This is a genomic window from Petralouisia sp., from assembly GCF_056822245.1.
Map to the genome: position 1 here is coordinate 1 of NZ_JBQIOP010000035.1, position 18,744 is coordinate 18,744.

The following is an 18,744-nucleotide window of genomic DNA, read 5'->3' on the forward strand; positions in this document are numbered from 1 at the left end:
TGTGCCAGTCCAATCCCTAAGTTGGCACAGGTTGTGGTCTTGCCCACACCTCCCTTTTGGTTGGCGATGGCGATGATTTGCGTGTTCAAGATAATCACCTCATTTCTGATTCGTTGTGGATGCTTCTGGAAATAGAAAAAGCCGCCACTTCATAAATTGAAAAGTGACGGCTTTTTCTGATCCCGGAATACAGTTTCCTGGAAATGCAAAAAGCACCCAGCAAAAAATACTGAGTGCCTGCATTAGAATCATATTCAATTATTCAAATTCGGTCAAACTATGCCAAACTGTTCTCGTATAAATCGAGGGGAGAGAGGGAGTAAAAATCACCTCTGAAATACCCCAAAAACAGAGCTGTGGTTATCCTATTTTGTAACCACTTGACCCTCTTTTTGCCCTCTTTTTGCCCGGTTATCCTATTGGGAACCACTATAAATTTGGTGAAAAATGGCTTTTTTGCGTCAAACTGCATCAAACCCTATCAAAAGCAAAAGCCCGGAAAACCTTGATTTTCCGGGCTTTTTGAGCCATTTTGATAAAATTTAACGCTTGCTGAACTGCGGAGCGCGACGAGCCGCTTTGAGACCGTACTTCTTTCTTTCCTTCATTCTCGGATCACGGGTCAGATAACCTGCGGTCTTAAGCACTGGTCTGTAATCAGAGTCAGCTTCCAGTAATGCTCTGGCAATTCCGTGACGGATTGCGCCTGCCTGTCCGGTATAGCCGCCGCCCTTTACATTTACAAGGACATCGAATTTATCTACGGTATCTGTTGCCACCAACGGCTGACGAACGATAACCTTCAGGGTTTCTAATCCCAAATATTCATCAATATCTCTTTTATTAATGGTAATTTTGCCAGTTCCCGGCATTAAATACACTCTGGCAACTGATTTTTTTCTTCTACCTGTTCCATAATATCTTGCATCTGCCATTTTATTTTACCTCCTGATTAAAATGTGAAAGCTTCTGGTTTCTGAGCTGCATGCTTGTGCTCCGGTCCCGCATAGACGAATAATTTCTTATACATCTGTCTGCCCAGGGGTCCTTTTGGAAGCATACCTTTTACAGCAAGTTCAACAACTCTTTCCGGTTTATCTGCCAACATATTTTTCAATGTGGTCTCTTTCATTCCGCCCACATATCCGGAATGATGATAATAAATCTTCTGATTCAATTTCTTACCGGTTACTTTCACCTTCTCAGCATTGACAACAATCACATAATCGCCTGTATCAATATGAGGAGTAAAAATCGGCTTATGTTTTCCTCTTAATACTTTTGCCACTTCTGATGCCAAACGTCCCAATGTCTTTCCTTCAGCATCAACTACATACCATTTTCTTTCCACTGCCGCTGTGCTGGCCATAAAAGTTTTCATCAAATGTTACCTCCTTGAATTTTACAATGTTACTCTGATATCCGGATGCCGTCCTGATTGTATGAATTCACCCGTTCTATCATTTTCGCACCATTTACATTTTTCTTTGTACATCAAAGTAAAAACGCTTCGCCGGAGAAAGGCTTGCATTTCTAACTCGCCATACCCGACTATTATATTACATCGCTTCTTCCCTGTCAATTATTTTTTCAAACGCTTTGGCGCCTGTTTAAAACTTTCCGACTCTGAACTGCTGTATCATGCCCCGCAGCGTCTCTGCCTGGGCCGTCATTTCCTCACTGGAGGCTGCGCATGCCTCAGAGGTTCCTGTATTGGTCTGCACCACATGATTGATCTGATCTACGCCCTGATTGATTTCCTCCACTGCCTCTGCCTGCTCTCTGGAAGCTTCCGCAATCAGATTGATTTTGTCAATAATTGTTCTTGCGCCTTTTACTACTTCCTGCAATTGATTTGCGGTTTCATTGGCAATCACCATTCCCTTTTCCACGGCCCGGACAGATTCCTCAATCAAAGCTGTGGATTCTGTTGCTGCTTCCGCGCTCTGGGAAGCCAGCAGAGATACCTGATCCGCAACCACTGCAAATCCTCTTCCGGCTTCTCCGGCCCGGGCAGCTTCTATGGAAGCGTTCAGCGCCAGAAGATTTGTCTGGGAAGCAATCTCATTGATGGCGGCAATGATCTTGCTGATTTCATTGGAGGACCGGCTGATTTGGTTCATGGATTCCACCATTTCCTGCATTTTGCCGTTGCTGTATTCCAGTTCCTGACCTACCTGCTGCACTTCCCTGCTGATATCAACCGCTTCCTTTGCATTCCGGTCAATCTGCCCGGAAACATTCTCAATTGTAGCGGAAAGCTCCTGGGTCACCCCTGCCTGCTCAGAGGCTCCCTCTGCCAGTTCCGTGGAATTTGCGGCAATCTGCTCAGAAGCTTTTGTCACCTGATTTGCCACGGTCTGAACATTTTTCACCATATCCGACATATTTTTTTCAAAATGCAGCAATGATTCTTCAATTCCCACAAAATCTCCCCGGTATTCCACGCCGGCCTGCACGTCAAAATTCCCTTCTGCAAATTCAGACATGGTATGATCGATATCCGCCACATAGGAGCTTAACCCTTCTATGGAGCTGCGCAGGGCATGGGCCAGTTTCCCGATTTCATCTTCGCTGCGGTAGGTAACATCGGCATGAAGATTGCCCTTGGACAGCTCCACAGCCGCTCTCTCAATCTCATTTAACGGCCCTAAAATACTTTCCACAATCCTATTTCCCACCTTCATAGAGGTAAATATGGCAAGCCCCAGCACCAAAAACATCACAACAATTACAATGATTACCGTTTTCTGATTGATTTCCAGTGAAGATTTTTTCATTAAGTTGGTAGCGTCATCGATTTCTTTTGCGATTCCCACAGCTTCTTCCAGAGCCGGAGAACATTCTGTAATAATCAGGGTAATCCCCTCTGCCCGGTTTCCGGCTTCCAGCTCCTCCACAATCTGGTATCCCAGTTTCATCCAGTTCTCCAGCGCTGTCTCGTATTTCTCATTCAGCTGTGTGGTCAGCACATCCGCCGCTTTTAAATCTTCCAAAGCCTCTGTGATGGTATTCATGCTTTCTTCGATATTCCCCTTATATTCCGCCAGCATATTCTTATCATCATTCAGCGCCAGCTCCCTTATCATCCTGGCTGCAATATTGCATTCAACCCGGCAGGTTTTTACCGCAGTATCTGCAGCCTGAGCGCCTTTGATATAAGAATTCATCTTCCCCTGCACCAGAAACAGCCCGATCATGGCAAACACGGTAATTACAATCATAAGCCCGATCACCAGACTGTAGCCAAACTGGAGCTTCTCCTTCATCTTCATCCGATCCATTTTCTTTAACATCTCATTAATTCCCTCCTCCGTAATTAATTCCAATCATGGTAAGCCCGTGAGCCGGCGCTGTGGGCCCTGCAGCGCTTCGGTCCTTTTTTTGCAAAATCTCCAACAGAGATTCCGGAGCAAATTCTCCCACGCCGACAGAAATCAGCGTTCCGGCAATAATCCTTACCATATTATAAAGAAATCCTGTCCCGGTTACCCGAATAGTGATGATGCTGTCCCGGGATCTTTCAACGGTACAGGACAATATTTTCCGTACCGTGTCCTCTGCGCTTGTCTTAACGGAACAAAAGCTTCTGAAATCATGCTCCCCTACCAGAAAAGCCGCTGCCTTCTGCATATTTTCCAGATTCAGCTCCCTGTAATAAAAATATGTATCCCGCCGCAAAGTAGGAACCGGTATCTTTCGGTTCAGAATGCGGTATTCATATGTTTTTTCACTGTAACAGCGGCGGGGATGAAAATCCTCCGGCGCCTGACAGGAACTCTGAACTGCAATATCCTCCGGCAATCGCTGATTCAGCGCATAACATATTTTCTCCGCCGGGATTCTGGTCCCTGTATCAAAAACCGCCACATTTCCCAGGGAATGTACGCCTGCATCCGTCCTGCTTGCGCCGATTACCTGAATCTTTTCTCCCAGCAGCTCTGACAGAGTTCTGTTTAACACTTCTTCGATTGTGATTCCATTGGGCTGAACCTGCCAGCCGCAGTAATTCGTGCCTTCGTAGGCAACTGTCAGTTTTACTCTTTTCAATGGTTTCCGGCGTCAGAATTTCAGCCATATCCGCAGCGCTATGATTCCTGCAAAATACAGGGCGAGCAACAGATAGGCTGCGCCATCCCTCCTTTCATATTTCAAAGGTTTCATTTTTGTCCTTCCCATTCCGCCGTTATAGCATCTGGCCTCCATTGCCAGGGCAAGATCATTGGCGCGCCGGAACGCTGAAACGAACAGCGGCACTAAAAGGGGCACCATGGACTTTGCCCTTTTTATCAGATTCCCGCTTTCAAAATCCGCGCCCCGGGCAAGCTGGGCTTTCATAATCTTGTCGGTTTCCTCCACCAGAATAGGGATAAACCGAAGGGCAATGGACATGATCATGGAGATTTCATGCACCGGAACTCCGATTCTGTTTAAGGGCCTCAGAGCTTTCTCTAACCCGTCGGTCAGCCGGTTGGGCGTGGTGGTCAGCGTCAGCACAGAACTGCCCAGAACCAGGTATGTCAGACGCACCACCATAAATGCAGCGCTTTTTATCCCTTCTTCTGTAATTTTAACAGCCCCAAAGGATATCAGAGGCTCTCCCGGCGTCAGGAGCAGATTAAACATTCCGGTCAGTATAAGAATTACCGCAATGGCCTTAAGCCCTTTCACCATATAGCCAACAGGCACGCCGGACAAGCGGATCAGAACCGCCAGTCCCAGAGTAACGGCTAAAAAGCCCGACACACCCCGAAAGAAAAACAAAGACAATACATAAACCAGCGTTCCCATCAGTTTTACCCTGGGGTCCAGTTGATGCAAAATGGAATCTGAAGGATAATATTGTCCGATTGTAATATCTCTTAACATAATAATTTCAGCTCCCTTATGCCTGCCTGTGTTTTGAAAATGCCTGCAAAACAGCTTCTTTTGCTTCTTTCAGCATAGTAACCTCCGGAGAAACCGGAATTCCCCTGTCCCTTAACTCCTGCATCAGTTCTGTAACCTGGGGAACGGACAGCCCTGCCGCCTCCAGTTCCTGCCGGTAACGGAATACTTCCTTTGGAGCGCCGTCCAACAGAATGCTGCCCTGATTCATCACAATAATCCGATTCACATATTCCGCCACATCTTCCATGCTGTGGGACACCAGAAGGATCGTCATATTTAATTCCCGATGCATGGACGCTATCTGATTTAAAATTTCATCCCTGCCCAATGGATCTAATCCGGCGGTGGGTTCATCCAGAATCAGTACCTCCGGCTTCATGGCAAGGACTCCGGCGATGGCCGCCCGCCGTTTCTGCCCACCGGACAATTCAAAGGGAGAACGGTACCAGTATTCCTCCGGCAGTCCCACTCCCCGCAGCGCGCTAAATGCCCGAAGCTCCGATTCTTTCCTGGAAAGTCCCAGATTCTTTGGCCCGAAGCACACATCTGCAAACACTGTCGGCTCAAATAACTGATGCTCCGGATACTGGAATACCAGTCCTACCTTGCTGCGCAGCTCCTTACGGTCATAATCTTCCTCGTAAATATCCCGGCCATTATAATATATTCCCCCGGAAGATGCCAAAAGCAGCCCGTTCAAATGCTGAATCAGCGTGGATTTGCCGGAGCCTGTATGACCGATAATTCCGATAAACTCACCGTCCTGGATTTTCAGGCTGACCTGATTTAACGCCCGCTTTTCATAAGCTGTTCCCCCGCTGTACACATAATCCACTTTGTCTAATATAATTGACATAATGCCTCCGCCAGTTCCTGTTTCGTGAGAATTCCTTCCGGTATCTGAAGCCCTTCCCGGCGCAGTTTATGGGCCAGAAGGGTGATCTGGGGCACATCCAGGCGATAAGATTTCAGCCGGTCCACCTGGGAAAAAATCTCCCTGGGCGTTCCCTGCATCACAATTTTTCCATGATCCATCACATAAACCTTATCCGCCTGCACCGCCTCTTCCATATAGTGGGTAATTAAAATCACGGTAATGCCTTTCTCTCTGTTTAACGCTCCTGCCGCCTCCAGAACCTCCCTGCGCCCTTTCGGGTCTAACATGGCGGTAGGCTCATCTAAGACAACGCATTTTGGCTCCATTGCCATTACGCCGGCAATGGCCACCCGCTGCTTCTGGCCGCCGGAAAGTTTATTGGGGGAATGCTCCCGGTATTTAAGCATTCCCACGGATTTGAGGCTCTTTTCCACCCGGCTCCAGATTTCTTCTGTGGGCACCCCGATATTTTCCGGGCCGAAGGCCACATCCTCTTCCACCACGCCGGCAATAATCTGATTATCCGGATTCTGAAAGACCATGCCTGCATTTTTGCGGATATCCCACTGATACCTGTTATCCAGAGTATCTTTTCCATCCACCCAAAGAGTGCCTTCACTGGCCTTTAACAGTACGTTTAAGTGCTTGGCAAGGGTGGATTTGCCGGAGCCGTTATGGCCTAAAATCGCCACAAATTCTCCTGCCTTCACTTCCAGATCCACACCGTCCAGGGCTGCAAGGATTCCTTCCACATTGCCTTCTTCATCCCGCCTGATATATTCGTGCACCAGCTTCCTGGCTTCTATAAAATTCATGGCTTCCACCTTTCCTGATTTCTCTTCCCATTCCGCCCGCCCCTTTCCCTGCTCAGCCGGTTTCCGTCACATATCCTCCCAGTTCAGCCGGTGAAGCTGCCCTTCCAGCTTCATTCCCTCAAACTGGTTCTGCCGCAATGCTTCATACAGGACAATGGCAGCTGAATTGGAAAGGTTCAAAGAACGGGTTTCCCCTACCATGGGAATCCGCACACAGGTATCCTGATATTCTTTCAGAATTTCTTCCGGAATTCCGCCGCTTTCCTTTCCGAACATCAAGTAGCAGTCCGGCTCGTATTGGACTTCTGTATACAGCTTCCTGGCCTTGGTGGTGGCCATATAGATTCTGGCGCCGGGATTTTTCTTAAGAAAATCCTGCCAGTTTACATACCTTTCCACCGCCACATCCTTCCAGTAGTCCATGCCGGCCCGTTTAATCGCCTTTTCATTCAGCTGAAATCCCAAAGGCTCTATCAGATGAAGCCTGGTTCCGGTGGCTGTGCAGGTGCGGCCGATATTTCCGGTGTTTGCCGGAATCTCCGGCTCAAAAAGCACAATATTTAACTCAGCCATCTTTATTTCCCCTTAATTTGCGGATGAAGGCTTCCATTCTGTCCAATGCTTCTTTCAGGCTTTCCAGGGAATAGGCATAGGAAATCCGGAGAAATCCTTCCCCGCAGTCCCCGAAAGCAGTTCCCGGAACCACCACCACTTTTTCCTCCTGCAGCATCCGGGTGGCAAATTCCTCAGAGGTCATGCCGAACTCCTGGATACAGGGAAACGCGTAAAAAGCCCCGAAAGGTTCAAAGCATTTCAAGCCCATCTCCCGGAACCGGTGCATCAGATAACGGCGCCTGCCATTATACTCTTCCCGCATTCCCGCCACATCCGCGTCTCCGGCGCGCACTGCCTCCACGGCTGCATACTGACTGGTGGTGGGGGCGCACATAATGGCATACTGATGGATTTTCAGCATTTGCTCCAAAATCACTCCTGGCGCGCAGGCATAACCCAGACGCCATCCCGTCATGGCATATGCTTTGGAAAATCCATTAATTAATACCGTCCGCTCCCGCATTCCCGGAAGGGAGGCGATGGTTACATGATCCTGACCTTCCACATAGGTAAGCTCTGCATAAATTTCATCGCTCAGCACAAATAAATCATGCTTTTGCACCACTTCCGCAATAGCTTCCAGATCCTTTCGCTCCATAACGGCCCCGGTGGGATTATTAGGAAAAGGCAGTACCAGAAGCTTTGTTTTCGGCGTAATGGATGCTTCCAGTTCTTCCGGCGTCAGGCGGAATTCATTTTCTTCTTTCAGGTTAATAATCACCGGCACTCCGTTTGCCAGGGCTGCGCAGGGCAGATAGGAAACGTAACTGGGCTGAGGAATCAGCACTTCATCTCCCGGATCTAACATGGCCCGCATGGCGATATCTATGGCTTCGCTGCCGCCTACCGTTATCATCATCTCTGTATCATAGTCATAAGACACCTGAAACCGCCGCTTTAAATATTTTGCAATCTCTATCTTCAGTTCTTTTAAGCCCGCATTGGAAGTATAGGCCGTTCTGCCTTTTTCCAGAGAATAAATTCCTTCATCCCGGATGTGCCAGGGCGTGTCAAAATCCGGTTCCCCCACCCCCAGGGAAATAACGTCTTTCATCTCCGCTGCAATATCAAAAAACTTCCGAATCCCGGAAAAAGGAATCTCCACAATGCGCTCCGACAATGGATTTCTCATTAGCTCACCAACATCCTTTCATCCTCCTGGGGTTTTGCAATTACAGTTCCATGATCTTTGTATTTTTTCAGGATAAAATTTGTTTTGGTGCTTAACACAGACTCCAGAGGAGACAGCTTATCTGAGACAAACTGCGCCACTTCCCGCAGTGTTTTTCCTTCTAAGGTCACCAGTAAATCGTAACCGCCGGAAATCAGATAAACGGCATTCACCTCCGGATAGTTGTAAATCCGCTCTGCAATACTGTCAAAGCCCCTGCCCCGCTGAGGAGTGACGCGAACCTCAATCAGCGCATTTACCTTCTCGATACTGGTTTTTTCCCAGTCAATCAGCGTGTGGTATCCGCAGATAATATGCTCCTGCTCCATGGCCGCCATTTCATTTGCCACTGCCGCTTCGTCCACTCCCAGCATAATTGACAGTTCCTTCAAATCCACTCTGCTGTTTTTTTCTATAAATGTTAATATTTTCTCTCTCATTACCATTTTATTTTCCTTTCAGCCCTCTGCTACACTACTTTATAAAGTTCATCTGTCTTAGGCGGCTCCAAAAATCTCTTCTCTTCTTCATTCAGCAGCACACGGTCATTTCCCTCTGTTGCTTTTCCGATGATCACCGCATGAATTCCCTCTTTTTCCAACTCCCGTGTCAGTGCGTTTCCATCCGGCGCAGCCATCAGCATGCAGCCGCTGGAAATCAGTTCATAGGGATTAATTCCAAAAAATTCACACACTTCTATAGTTTCCTGCTTCACAGGTATTTTTTTCCAGTCAATTTCCAGACCAATACCGGAGCTTTCTGCCAACTCCCAGAGGGCTCCGAAAATTCCGCCTTCCGTCACGTCATGCATGGCGCTGACTCCCATTCTGACCGCCGCTGCGGCTTCCGGCAATACAGAAAGATACTGATCAAATTCCTGGGCTTTTTGGATGAAATGCATGGGATAGCGGCCGGCCAATTCCTGTTCCTTCTCTTTGGCTATGATAGACGTGCCCTCCAGGCCAATCCATTTGCTGACCAGAATATCATCTCCCGGCTTTGCCCCTGCAGTGGATACCAGCTTTCCTTCCCGGGCCTTCCCCACGCCGCACACATTTACCAACGGCTGATTCACTGCCTTTGTCACCTCGGTATGGCCGCCTATAATCTGCACCTTGCCCTGGGCGCAGGCCTCTTCAATCTGCCCCATAATTTCTTTCAGCTCCGACTCTTCGGAGCCCTCCGGCAGCAGGATAGTCAGCATCACTCCCACTGGCTCCGCGCCGGAAGAAGCCAGATCGTTCATGGTGATGTGAATGGCAAGATTTCCGATATCTGTGGCTGTACCGGTAATGGGATCGGTAGAAATCACAAATATTTCATCTTCTGCCAGTTTCAATGCGGCACAGTCTTCCCCTACGCCGGCTCCCAGCAGAACTTCTTCCCGTCTGGTGTGTATTTGTCTCAATACGGAACGTTTCAGCACGCTCTCCGGAACTTTTCCTGTTTTCATTCTTCCAATCCTCTCCGGTAATTTCTGATTTATAAAAATGGACAGGATAAGGCTGTCTCACTCATGAAACAGCCTTATCTCTTATCATTCTTTTGCTATTTATTCTTCACCTTCGTCTTGGGAATCATTGTCGTCACCGCCATCTTCCGGTGCGTCGTCACCGCCGCCGTCATCTTCTTTTTGATCATCGTTTTTCTTGTCGTTGTCCTTCTTGTCGTCCTTGCCGTCTTTATCGTCCTTTTTGTCTCCGTTTTTCTTATCGTCGTCCTGCTGTTGTTGCTGCTGTTGCTGCTGAGCCGCCGCTGCTGCCGCCGCATCTGCCGCCGCCTGCTGCTGCGCTGCAATGGCAGCGTCATTCCACTGGGCTGCCGCCGCGCTGATGGCTCCTTCATCCTGGGCGCCGATTGCAGCGTTCATGGCATTTACCGCATCGGGATTGCCGGAAGCAGTCCCCACTGCCACAATTCTCGGAGACGCCTTATATGTGCTCTTATTAAATATTTCCCGGCTCTGTTCCACGCCGTTTACCGTTACCACTTTCCAAAGCTGAGCGGTATAACCAGTATGGGAAGACTGAGTCTGGCTCATGTAACCGATAGGCTGACCCGGCGCCGCCTGATACTGGGTGCCCGGCTCCGTTGTGGACAGCGTCTCGCTGACGAAGCTTACTTCTCTGCCCGCTTCCCGGGTCTCTTCGCCGAATATATTAAAATACAGAGAACGTCCCTGGGTATATCCCTCAATATAAATAGGCGCTTTGGTGTTGTTCACAAATTTTAAATCTTTATACGTTCCCGCAATGGCTGCATCCGCTGAAGGATCTACATAGCTTACAATCATGGAATGGTTGAAACGCTCGGTTACCTCCAGTTCGGAACGGATGACTGCGTTATATAAGGTAGTGGATACCTGACAGATTCCTCCGCCGTAAGTTTCCACCGTGGTTCCGTTCTCATAAGAGCCTGCCAGTTCATATCCATTCTCCGGCTCAAAGGGACTTACTGCCTCATATACGGAAAAGGTGTCGCCCGGATATATTACAGAACCGTTGATTTTGTTGGCTCCGTTTTCCACGTTTTTGGATCGCCCTGCGCCGGATGACGCATAAGAGGTATTAAATCCGCCCAGAAGGTCCTTGACCTTGCTCAGCTCCTCTTCCGTACCCTTTGGATCTACCACATCCGCCACAATCTCAACGGTGCCGGCTCCCTCCTCCCATTCCAGGGAGAAATATTTCTCAAGGATGTCCACCGATTCTTTCACATTCACCGTAACGCCCTGGCTTCCGGGAATTACGGTGAAGCTGCCGTTCTCTCTGGTCAGTCCTGCATTTTCAGCTTCTGTATTCAAAACCTCTGCGTTATTCTCCAGAACCTTTGTCACCATCTGCTTATCTATCTGAAAGGCCAGTTCATAGACTTTATCTTCATTCTCCAGATCTTTCATAGCTTTGTAACGGGTAATCAGGTTGCCGCTTTTTCCAAGTCCTGCGGCTTCCTCCACAATCTCTTCGTTTCCCCAGGAAAGTCCCATCTGGGAAACCGGAACCTGCACCGTATTCTTGCCGGCCTGCAGGGTAATAATCTCGCTCTGAAGCTTCTCCACATGTTCTTTTACTGCTTCTTTTGCCTCTTCCTGTGTCATCCCTCCTACGGAAATATCACCGAAATACACCCGCTCCGGGATTGTATCGGTTTCCTTCGTCTCCGCGTCCACCGGAATAGTAATGACAGCAGTCAGGATCAGCGCCAGAACTGCACCGGCCGCTGAAACATACATTTTCCACTTTCTCTTCATACCTATTCTCCTACCGATTTGCTTCGTTTACTAACTACTCACCTAATTTTATCATAAAAAAGCAATTTTTCAAGATACGAAACCACGAATTTCGTTGACATAATCATGGACTTTCTGTATATTATGAACAGACGCAGACCATTGCCTACACAAATGCAGACAGAAACACAGACACAACCATAGACGCAACTAAAATCAACGCAATTACCGCGGCAATTGTCTTTTTTGTTTTCGGATTATTAAAATTAATCATTGGACTCACCTCCATATTGTAAAAGTAAAAATATACCTGAATCATATTGCAAAAGAAAGGAAGATGAATGTTATGAAAGTCCCTGTACTCTTTGGGTGGATTATGATTTTTGTTGTGGTGGTTTCTTACAAACGCCGGAAAGCCGACCGCACACGTGAGAATAAGGAACGTGATTTCTGGGAGCGGGAAAATGCTGCCAATGCCACCAGAAAACAGGACATTTCCAATCTGAATTATGTGGATTTCACCGGAGTGTCTCTGCCCTTTGCCAGATTTTCAGATGATTTCCTGCATCAGTGCGAGGAACAGATTCTAAAATTAAAGGATGAAAAAATTCTGAACCTCACCGGAATTACCAACACGGATTTAAAGCTTAAGTACGGCGCCGCCAACCTGACTTTTTTAACCCAGTGCGATCAGAATTTCACACTGCTGGCCCGTACTCTGAATTCCTGGGGACAGCGGCTGAAAGAACTCTCTCACACAGAAGAGGCCATCCAGGTATTGACATTTGCAGTATCCATTGAAAGCGATATCAAAAACACCTATCAGCTTTTGGCGGAACTTTTCCTTCAGACCGGGCAGCAGGAAAAACTGAAAGATTTAAAATCCAGCGCTTCCAATCTGAATTCCCTGATGAAAGAGCCGATACTGGCCATGCTGGATAAGATGGAAAACTCTGATTAATTACCGGTGATGGAAAACATCTCACCATCCATGTTTCGGCATGCAGAATGCAAAAGTTTACAGGCGCCCTTCACGCACTCCAGAAGATTTTCCATAAGCGCGCAGAATTTTATCGGTGATTCTGGAAGCCTCATTGCGGGTGAGGCTGTCCAGTTCCACATTTAAATCTATTTTATGCCAGTCTGCCAGTTCTTTCAAGTATTTTTTTTGTCTTGCAGAGGCCGGCCCCTGCTTTTTCACTTTGTACAGCAGCGGTTTCGGCCAAAAAGCCTCCGGCTCCTGACTTTCAAACTGCTCCTTAAGATATTGAAACAGCAGATTTGTGGCCCCGGCGTCCTCTAAGGCCCGGTGATTTCTGCTTCTTTCAATCTGCAGATATGCACACAGATAATCCAGGGTCTTTTTCTCTGCTTCCGGTAAGAATTTCCGAGCCAGTTTTAAGGTGTCAATTCCGTCTTTTTCAAAGGTCCCCCCATGATTTACAAGACATTGTTTTAAAAAGCTGTAATCAAATATCAGATTGTGGCCCACCAGGGGGAATCCTTCTGCAAAATCCCGAAATTCCGCTGCCGCCTGCTCCGGTTCACAGCCGTCCTTCACCATGTCATTGGTAATCCCTGTCAGTTCCGTCACCTCTTTGGAAATTTCCATCCTGGGATTTACCATTCGGTGAAAGTTTTCCTGTTTCCCCTCTTTTATTTTTACCGCGCCGATTTCCAGAATCCGGTCTGTCCTGGCATGCAGTCCGGTCATTTCCAAATCCACTACCACATATCCTTTCAGCATGGTCTTCCGCCTTTCCGTTTTCGTTCCTATCTTTCAAAAAGCCGCTCAGATACAGCAGCCGGCAATACAATTGAACGGGGCTGATTTAATTTCTTTTGTCCTCTGCCCGGCATAAATCGCTTAAAAAGCATTCGCTGCATTTGGGGCTTCTGGCGGTGCAGATGCTTCTTCCCAGGGTGATAATCTGGATATTGTAAAGAATCCAGTGTTCTTTGGGCAGAGCCTTCATCAAATCAAATTCCACCTTCACCGGATCTTCCTCTTTCGTCAGTCCCAGACGCCTGGAAATCCGTTTGACATGGGTATCCACCACTACGCTTGGCTCATCGTAGATGTTTCCCCGTATTACATTGGCTGTTTTCCTTCCTACTCCCGGCAGGGAGGTCAGCTCTTCCAGACTTTTCGGTACCTGGCCGCCGAATTCTTCCACTAGCTTCCTGGCGCAGAGAATAATATTTCTGGCCTTGTTATGATAGAATCCGATGGAATGGATATCCTGTTCCAGTTCTTCTATTTCAGCATATGCAAATTTCTCCAATGTATCATATTTTCGGAATAAATCTTTTGTGACAAGATTCACTCTGGCATCGGTGCACTGTGCGCTCATAATCACCGCAATCAATAACTGCCAGGCGTTGTCATGATTCAGATAACAGCGGTATTCTCTGCCGTATGCCTCGTCCAGCCGGTTTAAAATCTCTTTTGTCCTTTTCTTCATCTCAGTTCCTTCCCTTCATTCAGCCGCCGGACTGCTGCCTGTCCCGTCAGAGGATTTCGCTCTTCATAGGAAAACAGATAAAACTGCCGCCCCTCCTGCCTCCGGGGATAGGAACCCAGAGTCTTTTGCTGTCTGATTCCCTCCATATCATACCAGAAAGGTTCTAAATGGGACAGCTTTCCTCTTTTGCAATATTTTCTGGCCAATTCTTTATATTCCGTCCGTTCCGGCGCCCAGGACGGGCGTGTTTTCATATTTTCCCTTGCATACAAATCAAAGGTCATTGTTTCCTGATAAAGCTCCAGATGTTCCCCGTCTGTTTCGGCGGCAAACTCAAGCAGAATCTCACCTCTTCTCATACGGGAATGGCTCATGGCCAAAAGCCCCCGTTTTTCATAGAATTTCCCCAGTTCCAGATACAGTGCGAAGGGATGCTCTGCGGTAAGCTCCAGTACTTTCACTGTCAGTTCAAACTGGCCGCTGTTGTAATATATCTCCAGCATTTCTTCCGCCAGTTTCATTTCCAACAGTTCCTCATAAGACAGCCATTGGGTGGCCAGTACCTCATAGGGCGGCTGTTCCCGGTAAACCAGGCCGTATTCCTTCTGGTGTCCGTACATGCGGGAGCCTTTCAGCACTTTCAGAAATCCAAGCTGCAATTGCTCCGGCTTCCACCCATACACCTGTCCAAAAGATTTAGCAAAAGCAGCAAAATCTTCTTTGGGCAGCCCTGCAATTAAATCCAAATGCTGATGCACATTTCCTGCCTGCTGCATGCGTTTCACCGCCTTCTCCAACCGGTTCAGATTCATGGTTCGCCCAATTGCCTCTATGGTGGGCGGGTGGGTGGACTGCACCCCGATTTCCAATTGAATCAGGCCGGGACGCAGGGAATGAATCAGCTCCAGTTCCTCCTCTGTCAGCAAATCCGCAGAAATCTCAAAATGAAAATTTGTAATTCCATTGTCATTTTCCTTCAGATACTGCCAGACAGCCAGCGCATGCCTGTGATTGCAGTTAAAGGTGCGATCCACAAATTTCACCTGGGGAACCTTATGGTCCAGAAAAAACTGCAGTTCTTTTTCCACCAGAGAAAGTGAGCGGAACCGCAGAGTTTTGTCAATGGATGACAGACAGTAACTGCAGGAAAAAGGGCATCCTCTGCTTGTCTCGTAATAAATAATTCTGTTATGAAACTCCTCCAGGCCTTCATAGCAGAAAGGCAGTTCATCCATAGACAGAGGCTCTCTGGCCGCTGTCCGCACCAGAATATTGTCCTCATTCCGAAACACCAGCCCCAAAATCTCTTCCAATCTCTGAGCATGCTGCGTTCCCAATCTCCGGCCAATCGCCGGGTTCTCCCATTTTACGGCGGCCCCGCTGCCCTGCCGGATTCCGGAACCAGCGGCCCTGCTGCCCTGCCGGATTCTGAAACCAGCGGCCCCGCTGCCCTGCCGGGTTCCGGAGCCGGCAGAATCATTCCCCTGTTTCAGATAGTAAGCGCACAGCTCCCGGAATGTCTCTTCCCCTTCTCCTGTCATAACGCCGGCCGCTCCCGGATTCTCCTTCAGAAAAAGCTCTGATTCATAGGAAACTTCCGGCCCTCCCACCCAAACCGGAACCTCCGGCAGCAATTTATGCAGTTCCCCAATCAGTTCCCGCACATACCGGTAATTCCAGATATAGCAGGAAAAGCACAATACCTGCGGCTTTCGCTTATAGATTTCCTGTAAAATATATTCCAACGAATGGTTAATGGTGTATTCCGCAATTTGAATCTGATTTTGGTATTCTCCTGCGTAAGATTTCAGACTGTGCACGGCAAGATTGGAATGGATGTATTTGGCATTGATGGCAACTAATAAGATATTCACGGCTGTCCTCCGGTATGAATGTTGATGTTTTCTACTATAGCACCAATTCTTCCGGAGGGCAAGAGTGGAGGAAATGAAAAAACAGGATACGGCATATTTCATTAGAAACATGCCTGTATCCTGCTGTTCTTATTTTCCCAACTCCTGATAAATTTCCTGAAATCCGCTCTGCTTATACCTGTACGAAAGCAGGAGTGTCTGCCGGAGCAGCCAGATATTTCTTCAATTCGTCATCCAGTTTCAGCAGCGTTACAGAATATCCTGCCATATCAATGGAAGTCATGAAATTGCCTACCAGTGTCTTGGCAACCTTGATGTTCTTCTCTGCCAGAACTTCAGACACTCTTAAGTTTGCAAGATATAATTCCTGCAGCGGAGTTCCGCCCAGGCCGTTTACCATCACTGCAACTTCATCGCCTTCCTGATAGATGCCTTCTGCAAAAATCTTCTCCAACAGAGTATCTGTTGTTTCTTTGACTGTGCGGATCTCTTCTCTGTGGGTTCCGGGCTCTCCGTGAATTCCCATTCCGATTTCCACTTCATTCTCGCCCAATTCAAAGCTGGGCTTGCCTGCTGCCGGAACGGTACAGGGCGCAATAGCCATACCCATCGTGCGCACATTGGCAATTACTTTCTCCGCCGCTGCCTTTACAGCCTGCAGATCTCCGCCTGCTTCTGCGCATGCGCCTGCAATCTTATGTACGAAAATTGTACCTGCAATTCCTCTTCTTCCGGTTGTCCATGTACTGTTCTCTACAGCAACGTCATCATTCACAACAACCTTTTCCACTTCAATTCCTTCGTCTGCCGCCATCTCTGCCGCCATCTCGAAGTTCATCACATCACCGGTATAATTCTTGATAACTAAAAGAACGCCCTTGCCGCCGTCGCATGCCTTGATTGCCTCGTATACCTGATCCGGTGTGGGAGAGGTAAACATTGCGCCTGCCACTGCTGCATCCAGCATTCCTTTTCCAACATATCCGCCGTGGGCCGGTTCATGTCCGCTTCCGCCGCCGCTGACCAGTGCGACCTTCCCCTGAGATCCGCCTGCTCTTACGACCACATCACAGCCATCTACTCTTTTCAGATATTCCGGATGCGCTGCTATCATCCCCTGTAACATTTCTTCTACTACATCATCTGGTTTGTTGATCATTTTTTTCAAAGCAAATTCCTCCTTCTCCATGTGTTTCCTTCTATGTGTTATCAGCTACATCAGCTTGGACAGCTGCTTTGCTTCCTCGGCAGCCTCTGCCACCTCTTTGAGCGTTCCGCCGATTGCCGCCTGTACCGCCGCGCCCACTGCGCCTTCTAAAATCGGCGCGTCCGCAATTACCACCTCAATGTCCTCTTCCAGCAGGTCGATTGCCACCTGAGAGCTTAAAATACCGCTTCCCAGATCCGCCAGAATCACAACGCCGTCTCCGTCATTGGCCTCTTTAATCCCCTGACAGATACGTATAGCGTCTGTCCCGATACTTCCGTCCTCCATGCCGCCCACTGCAACAATCCGATGATCCTTCCCCGCCATCTGGACTGCCAGTTCAAAGATTCCCTCCGCAGCTTTCCTGCTGTGGGATACAATCAATAATCCTACCATAATTTCCTCACTTTATTTGTTCCAGATAAAACGCACGAATTGCTTCCAATGTAATTAACGAAGAAGTCGCTCCCGGGTCCTGATGTCCGATGCTCCGTTCGCCCAGATAACTGGCGCGCCCTTTGGTTGCGCGGATGGTCTTGGTATATTCCACGCCTTCTTTGGCCGCCTCGCACATGTGAGCCAGACAGTCCTCCGGGCTGTCTCCCGCTTCTATTCCTTTGTTCAGCGCTTCAAATGCCGGTTCCAGGGCATCCAGCATGGTTTTCTCTCCCCGTTCTGCCTTGCCGCGCATCTTAATGCCGCCAATCACTGCCTCCATCATATTCCTGCCGTCCTCTAAGGTAATCTCCTTCTTGCCTGCCACAGCGCCGGCTGCCTTCATATAAGCAGTCCCGTAAAGAGGGCCGGAAGCGCCGCCTACTTTAGACAGCAGAACCATACCGGTTTTCTTCAGGATTACGCTGATGTCCTCTTCTTCCTGGGGAAGCTGCTGCAGTACTTCTGTAAATCCTCTCGCCATGTTAATGCCGTGATCCGCATCACCGATGGCAGAGTCCAAATCTGTTAAAAACTCCTTGTTTGCAATAATATCCTCCCCGATTTTCTGCATACACTGATACAATTTGCTTGCCATATGAATCCTCCTGTCTCCTTACCGGTTCCGGCGGCAATTCCGCCTGAAATTCCCGCCGCAATGCCCGTTCTTTTTCTAATATCTCTTTTTAGATTATATCACACCCCGGATACAATCCGCAATCCGACAAAAATGCCAAACTGTCTAATTTGAACTTTTTCATAATTCTTTTGACAGCTTTCCTCTTCTATGTTATTTTTTTATTAAAGGTTTTAATCATATTATTAAGGAAAAAGAAGGAACTTTCATGAATCAGAACGAATTTGAAAAGCTTGCGGAACTGTTTAAAATATTCGGAACCCCCACCCGGCTTCAGATCATGTACGCCCTGGTGGACAAAGAAAAATGCGTTTATGACATTGCAACGGAACTGGGCATGTCCCAGAGCGCCATTTCCCATCAGCTCAGCATCCTGAAACAGAGCCGCCTGGTCAAAAACCGCCGGGACGGAAAAACCATTTATTATTCCCTGCTGGACTCCCATGTGCTTACAATCATCGATCAGGGCCTGGAGCATATCCGGGAATAGCCCTGCAGTCCTGCGGCTTTCCAGACGCTCCATGCCCCG

The 18,744-nt window shown here is 48.2% G+C and carries 21 protein-coding genes; 2 read left to right on the forward strand and 19 right to left on the reverse strand.

The genetic code is table 11. The features are described from left to right. The 13 genes from ACTO17_RS13645 to ACTO17_RS13705 form a co-directional block, all read right to left on the reverse strand. A partial coding sequence (locus tag ACTO17_RS13645) for a ParA family protein (RefSeq protein ID WP_166554284.1) occupies window positions 1-89 on the reverse strand: 89 nt, incomplete at its 3' end. Window positions 90-542: 453 nt separating this feature from the next. Further along, on the reverse strand, window positions 543-935 hold the full coding sequence (gene rpsI / locus ACTO17_RS13650; RefSeq protein ID WP_482558317.1) for a 30S ribosomal protein S9: 393 nt from the start codon (window positions 933-935) through the stop codon (window positions 543-545). Between the two features lie 17 nt (window positions 936-952). Beyond that, window positions 953-1,381 carry a 50S ribosomal protein L13 gene (gene rplM, locus ACTO17_RS13655; RefSeq protein WP_135990204.1) on the reverse strand — a complete coding sequence of 143 codons (429 nt, stop codon included), beginning with the start codon at window positions 1,379-1,381 and terminating at the stop codon, window positions 953-955. Window positions 1,382-1,610: 229 nt separating this feature from the next. After that, on the reverse strand, window positions 1,611-3,296 hold the full coding sequence (locus ACTO17_RS13660) for a methyl-accepting chemotaxis protein (protein WP_172539403.1): 1,686 nt from the start codon (window positions 3,294-3,296) through the stop codon (window positions 1,611-1,613). 4 nt (window positions 3,297-3,300) lie between these two features. After that, a complete protein-coding gene (gene truA, locus ACTO17_RS13665; RefSeq protein WP_482558318.1) occupies window positions 3,301-4,050 on the reverse strand; it encodes a tRNA pseudouridine(38-40) synthase TruA in 750 nt (249 codons plus the stop codon). Window positions 4,051-4,062: 12 nt separating this feature from the next. Next, entirely contained in the window at window positions 4,063-4,869 is an 807-nt protein-coding gene (locus ACTO17_RS13670) for an energy-coupling factor transporter transmembrane component T family protein (RefSeq protein WP_482558319.1), read from the reverse strand. 16 nt (window positions 4,870-4,885) lie between these two features. Continuing rightward, entirely contained in the window at window positions 4,886-5,746 is an 861-nt protein-coding gene (locus tag ACTO17_RS13675) for an energy-coupling factor transporter ATPase (RefSeq protein ID WP_482558320.1), read from the reverse strand. Continuing rightward, window positions 5,731-6,582 (reverse strand): energy-coupling factor transporter ATPase, encoded by an 852-nt coding sequence (locus tag ACTO17_RS13680; RefSeq protein ID WP_482558321.1) that lies wholly within the window; start codon window positions 6,580-6,582, stop codon window positions 5,731-5,733. The genes ACTO17_RS13675 and ACTO17_RS13680 overlap by 16 nt, the downstream gene beginning before the upstream one ends. Window positions 6,583-6,648: 66 nt before the next feature. Continuing rightward, the gene (trmL, locus tag ACTO17_RS13685) at window positions 6,649-7,155 is read right to left on the reverse strand and encodes a tRNA (uridine(34)/cytosine(34)/5-carboxymethylaminomethyluridine(34)-2'-O)-methyltransferase TrmL (RefSeq protein ID WP_172539408.1); all 507 of its coding nucleotides are present in this window, start codon (window positions 7,153-7,155) and stop codon (window positions 6,649-6,651) included. Further along, on the reverse strand, window positions 7,148-8,329 hold the full coding sequence (locus ACTO17_RS13690; RefSeq protein ID WP_172539409.1) for an aminotransferase class I/II-fold pyridoxal phosphate-dependent enzyme: 1,182 nt from the start codon (window positions 8,327-8,329) through the stop codon (window positions 7,148-7,150). Before ACTO17_RS13690 ends, trmL begins: the two co-directional genes overlap by 8 nt. Beyond that, window positions 8,329-8,808 carry an Lrp/AsnC family transcriptional regulator gene (locus ACTO17_RS13695; protein WP_482558341.1) on the reverse strand — a complete coding sequence of 160 codons (480 nt, stop codon included), beginning with the start codon at window positions 8,806-8,808 and terminating at the stop codon, window positions 8,329-8,331. The genes ACTO17_RS13690 and ACTO17_RS13695 overlap by 1 nt, the downstream gene beginning before the upstream one ends. Window positions 8,809-8,837: 29 nt before the next feature. Next, window positions 8,838-9,821 (reverse strand): AIR synthase family protein, encoded by a 984-nt coding sequence (locus tag ACTO17_RS13700; RefSeq protein WP_482558322.1) that lies wholly within the window; start codon window positions 9,819-9,821, stop codon window positions 8,838-8,840. A 99-nt stretch (window positions 9,822-9,920) separates the two neighbouring features. After that, window positions 9,921-11,618: a VanW family protein gene (locus tag ACTO17_RS13705; protein ID WP_482558323.1), complete on the reverse strand. Its 1,698-nt coding sequence runs from the start codon at window positions 11,616-11,618 to the stop codon at window positions 9,921-9,923. Window positions 11,619-11,943: 325 nt separating this feature from the next. Here ACTO17_RS13705 and ACTO17_RS13710 point away from each other — a divergent pair, with 325 nt between their 5' ends. After that, window positions 11,944-12,558, forward strand: coding sequence for a hypothetical protein (locus tag ACTO17_RS13710; protein ID WP_172539412.1), 615 nt, complete (start codon window positions 11,944-11,946; stop codon window positions 12,556-12,558). Window positions 12,559-12,615: 57 nt separating this feature from the next. On the opposite strand, the gene ACTO17_RS13715 is transcribed toward ACTO17_RS13710, so the two are convergent. From ACTO17_RS13715 to dhaL, 6 genes are all read right to left on the reverse strand, one after another. After that, window positions 12,616-13,344 carry a 3'-5' exonuclease gene (locus ACTO17_RS13715; protein WP_172539413.1) on the reverse strand — a complete coding sequence of 243 codons (729 nt, stop codon included), beginning with the start codon at window positions 13,342-13,344 and terminating at the stop codon, window positions 12,616-12,618. A gap of 85 nt (window positions 13,345-13,429) precedes the next feature. After that, complete coding sequence (nth, locus tag ACTO17_RS13720) at window positions 13,430-14,062, reverse strand: endonuclease III (protein ID WP_172539414.1); 633 nt, start codon at window positions 14,060-14,062, stop codon at window positions 13,430-13,432. Further along, window positions 14,059-15,936 (reverse strand): B12-binding domain-containing radical SAM protein, encoded by a 1,878-nt coding sequence (locus ACTO17_RS13725; protein ID WP_482558324.1) that lies wholly within the window; start codon window positions 15,934-15,936, stop codon window positions 14,059-14,061. The genes nth and ACTO17_RS13725 overlap by 4 nt, the downstream gene beginning before the upstream one ends. Before the next feature lie 172 nt (window positions 15,937-16,108). Further along, the gene (dhaK, locus tag ACTO17_RS13730; protein ID WP_172535483.1) at window positions 16,109-17,104 is read right to left on the reverse strand and encodes a dihydroxyacetone kinase subunit DhaK; all 996 of its coding nucleotides are present in this window, start codon (window positions 17,102-17,104) and stop codon (window positions 16,109-16,111) included. Window positions 17,105-17,149: 45 nt separating this feature from the next. Further along, on the reverse strand, window positions 17,150-17,539 hold the full coding sequence (gene dhaM, locus ACTO17_RS13735) for a dihydroxyacetone kinase phosphoryl donor subunit DhaM (RefSeq protein WP_172535482.1): 390 nt from the start codon (window positions 17,537-17,539) through the stop codon (window positions 17,150-17,152). A gap of 7 nt (window positions 17,540-17,546) precedes the next feature. After that, window positions 17,547-18,176, reverse strand: a complete 630-nt coding sequence (gene dhaL, locus ACTO17_RS13740; protein WP_172535481.1) for a dihydroxyacetone kinase subunit DhaL — start codon at window positions 18,174-18,176, stop codon at window positions 17,547-17,549. 247 nt (window positions 18,177-18,423) lie between these two features. On the opposite strand from dhaL, the gene ACTO17_RS13745 reads away from it, so the two are divergent. Next, a complete protein-coding gene (locus ACTO17_RS13745; protein ID WP_172535480.1) occupies window positions 18,424-18,705 on the forward strand; it encodes an ArsR/SmtB family transcription factor in 282 nt (93 codons plus the stop codon). Window positions 18,706-18,744: the final 39 nt, after the last annotated feature.

What these genes read in the sequence shown, in the direction of transcription:
- nth (WP_172539414.1), bottom strand. Translation starts at nt 14,062, where the DNA reads ATGAAGAAAAGGACAAAAGAGATTTTAAACCGGCTGGACGAGGCATAC.
- ACTO17_RS13700 (WP_482558322.1), bottom strand. Translation starts at nt 9,821, where the DNA reads ATGAAAACAGGAAAAGTTCCGGAGAGCGTGCTGAAACGTTCCGTATTG.
- ACTO17_RS13680 (WP_482558321.1), bottom strand. Translation starts at nt 6,582, where the DNA reads ATGAATTTTATAGAAGCCAGGAAGCTGGTGCACGAATATATCAGGCGG.
- trmL (WP_172539408.1), bottom strand. Translation starts at nt 7,155, where the DNA reads ATGGCTGAGTTAAATATTGTGCTTTTTGAGCCGGAGATTCCGGCAAAC.
- rplM (WP_135990204.1), bottom strand. Translation starts at nt 1,381, where the DNA reads ATGAAAACTTTTATGGCCAGCACAGCGGCAGTGGAAAGAAAATGGTAT.
- ACTO17_RS13660 (WP_172539403.1), bottom strand. Translation starts at nt 3,296, where the DNA reads ATGTTAAAGAAAATGGATCGGATGAAGATGAAGGAGAAGCTCCAGTTT.
- ACTO17_RS13710 (WP_172539412.1), top strand. Translation starts at nt 11,944, where the DNA reads ATGAAAGTCCCTGTACTCTTTGGGTGGATTATGATTTTTGTTGTGGTG.
- ACTO17_RS13695 (WP_482558341.1), bottom strand. Translation starts at nt 8,808, where the DNA reads ATGAGAGAGAAAATATTAACATTTATAGAAAAAAACAGCAGAGTGGAT.
- ACTO17_RS13745 (WP_172535480.1), top strand. Translation starts at nt 18,424, where the DNA reads ATGAATCAGAACGAATTTGAAAAGCTTGCGGAACTGTTTAAAATATTC.
- ACTO17_RS13690 (WP_172539409.1), bottom strand. Translation starts at nt 8,329, where the DNA reads ATGAGAAATCCATTGTCGGAGCGCATTGTGGAGATTCCTTTTTCCGGG.
- ACTO17_RS13675 (WP_482558320.1), bottom strand. Translation starts at nt 5,746, where the DNA reads ATGTCAATTATATTAGACAAAGTGGATTATGTGTACAGCGGGGGAACA.
- rpsI (WP_482558317.1), bottom strand. Translation starts at nt 935, where the DNA reads ATGGCAGATGCAAGATATTATGGAACAGGTAGAAGAAAAAAATCAGTT.
- dhaM (WP_172535482.1), bottom strand. Translation starts at nt 17,539, where the DNA reads ATGGTAGGATTATTGATTGTATCCCACAGCAGGAAAGCTGCGGAGGGA.
- ACTO17_RS13670 (WP_482558319.1), bottom strand. Translation starts at nt 4,869, where the DNA reads ATGTTAAGAGATATTACAATCGGACAATATTATCCTTCAGATTCCATT.
- ACTO17_RS13715 (WP_172539413.1), bottom strand. Translation starts at nt 13,344, where the DNA reads ATGCTGAAAGGATATGTGGTAGTGGATTTGGAAATGACCGGACTGCAT.
- dhaL (WP_172535481.1), bottom strand. Translation starts at nt 18,176, where the DNA reads ATGGCAAGCAAATTGTATCAGTGTATGCAGAAAATCGGGGAGGATATT.
- ACTO17_RS13705 (WP_482558323.1), bottom strand. Translation starts at nt 11,618, where the DNA reads ATGAAGAGAAAGTGGAAAATGTATGTTTCAGCGGCCGGTGCAGTTCTG.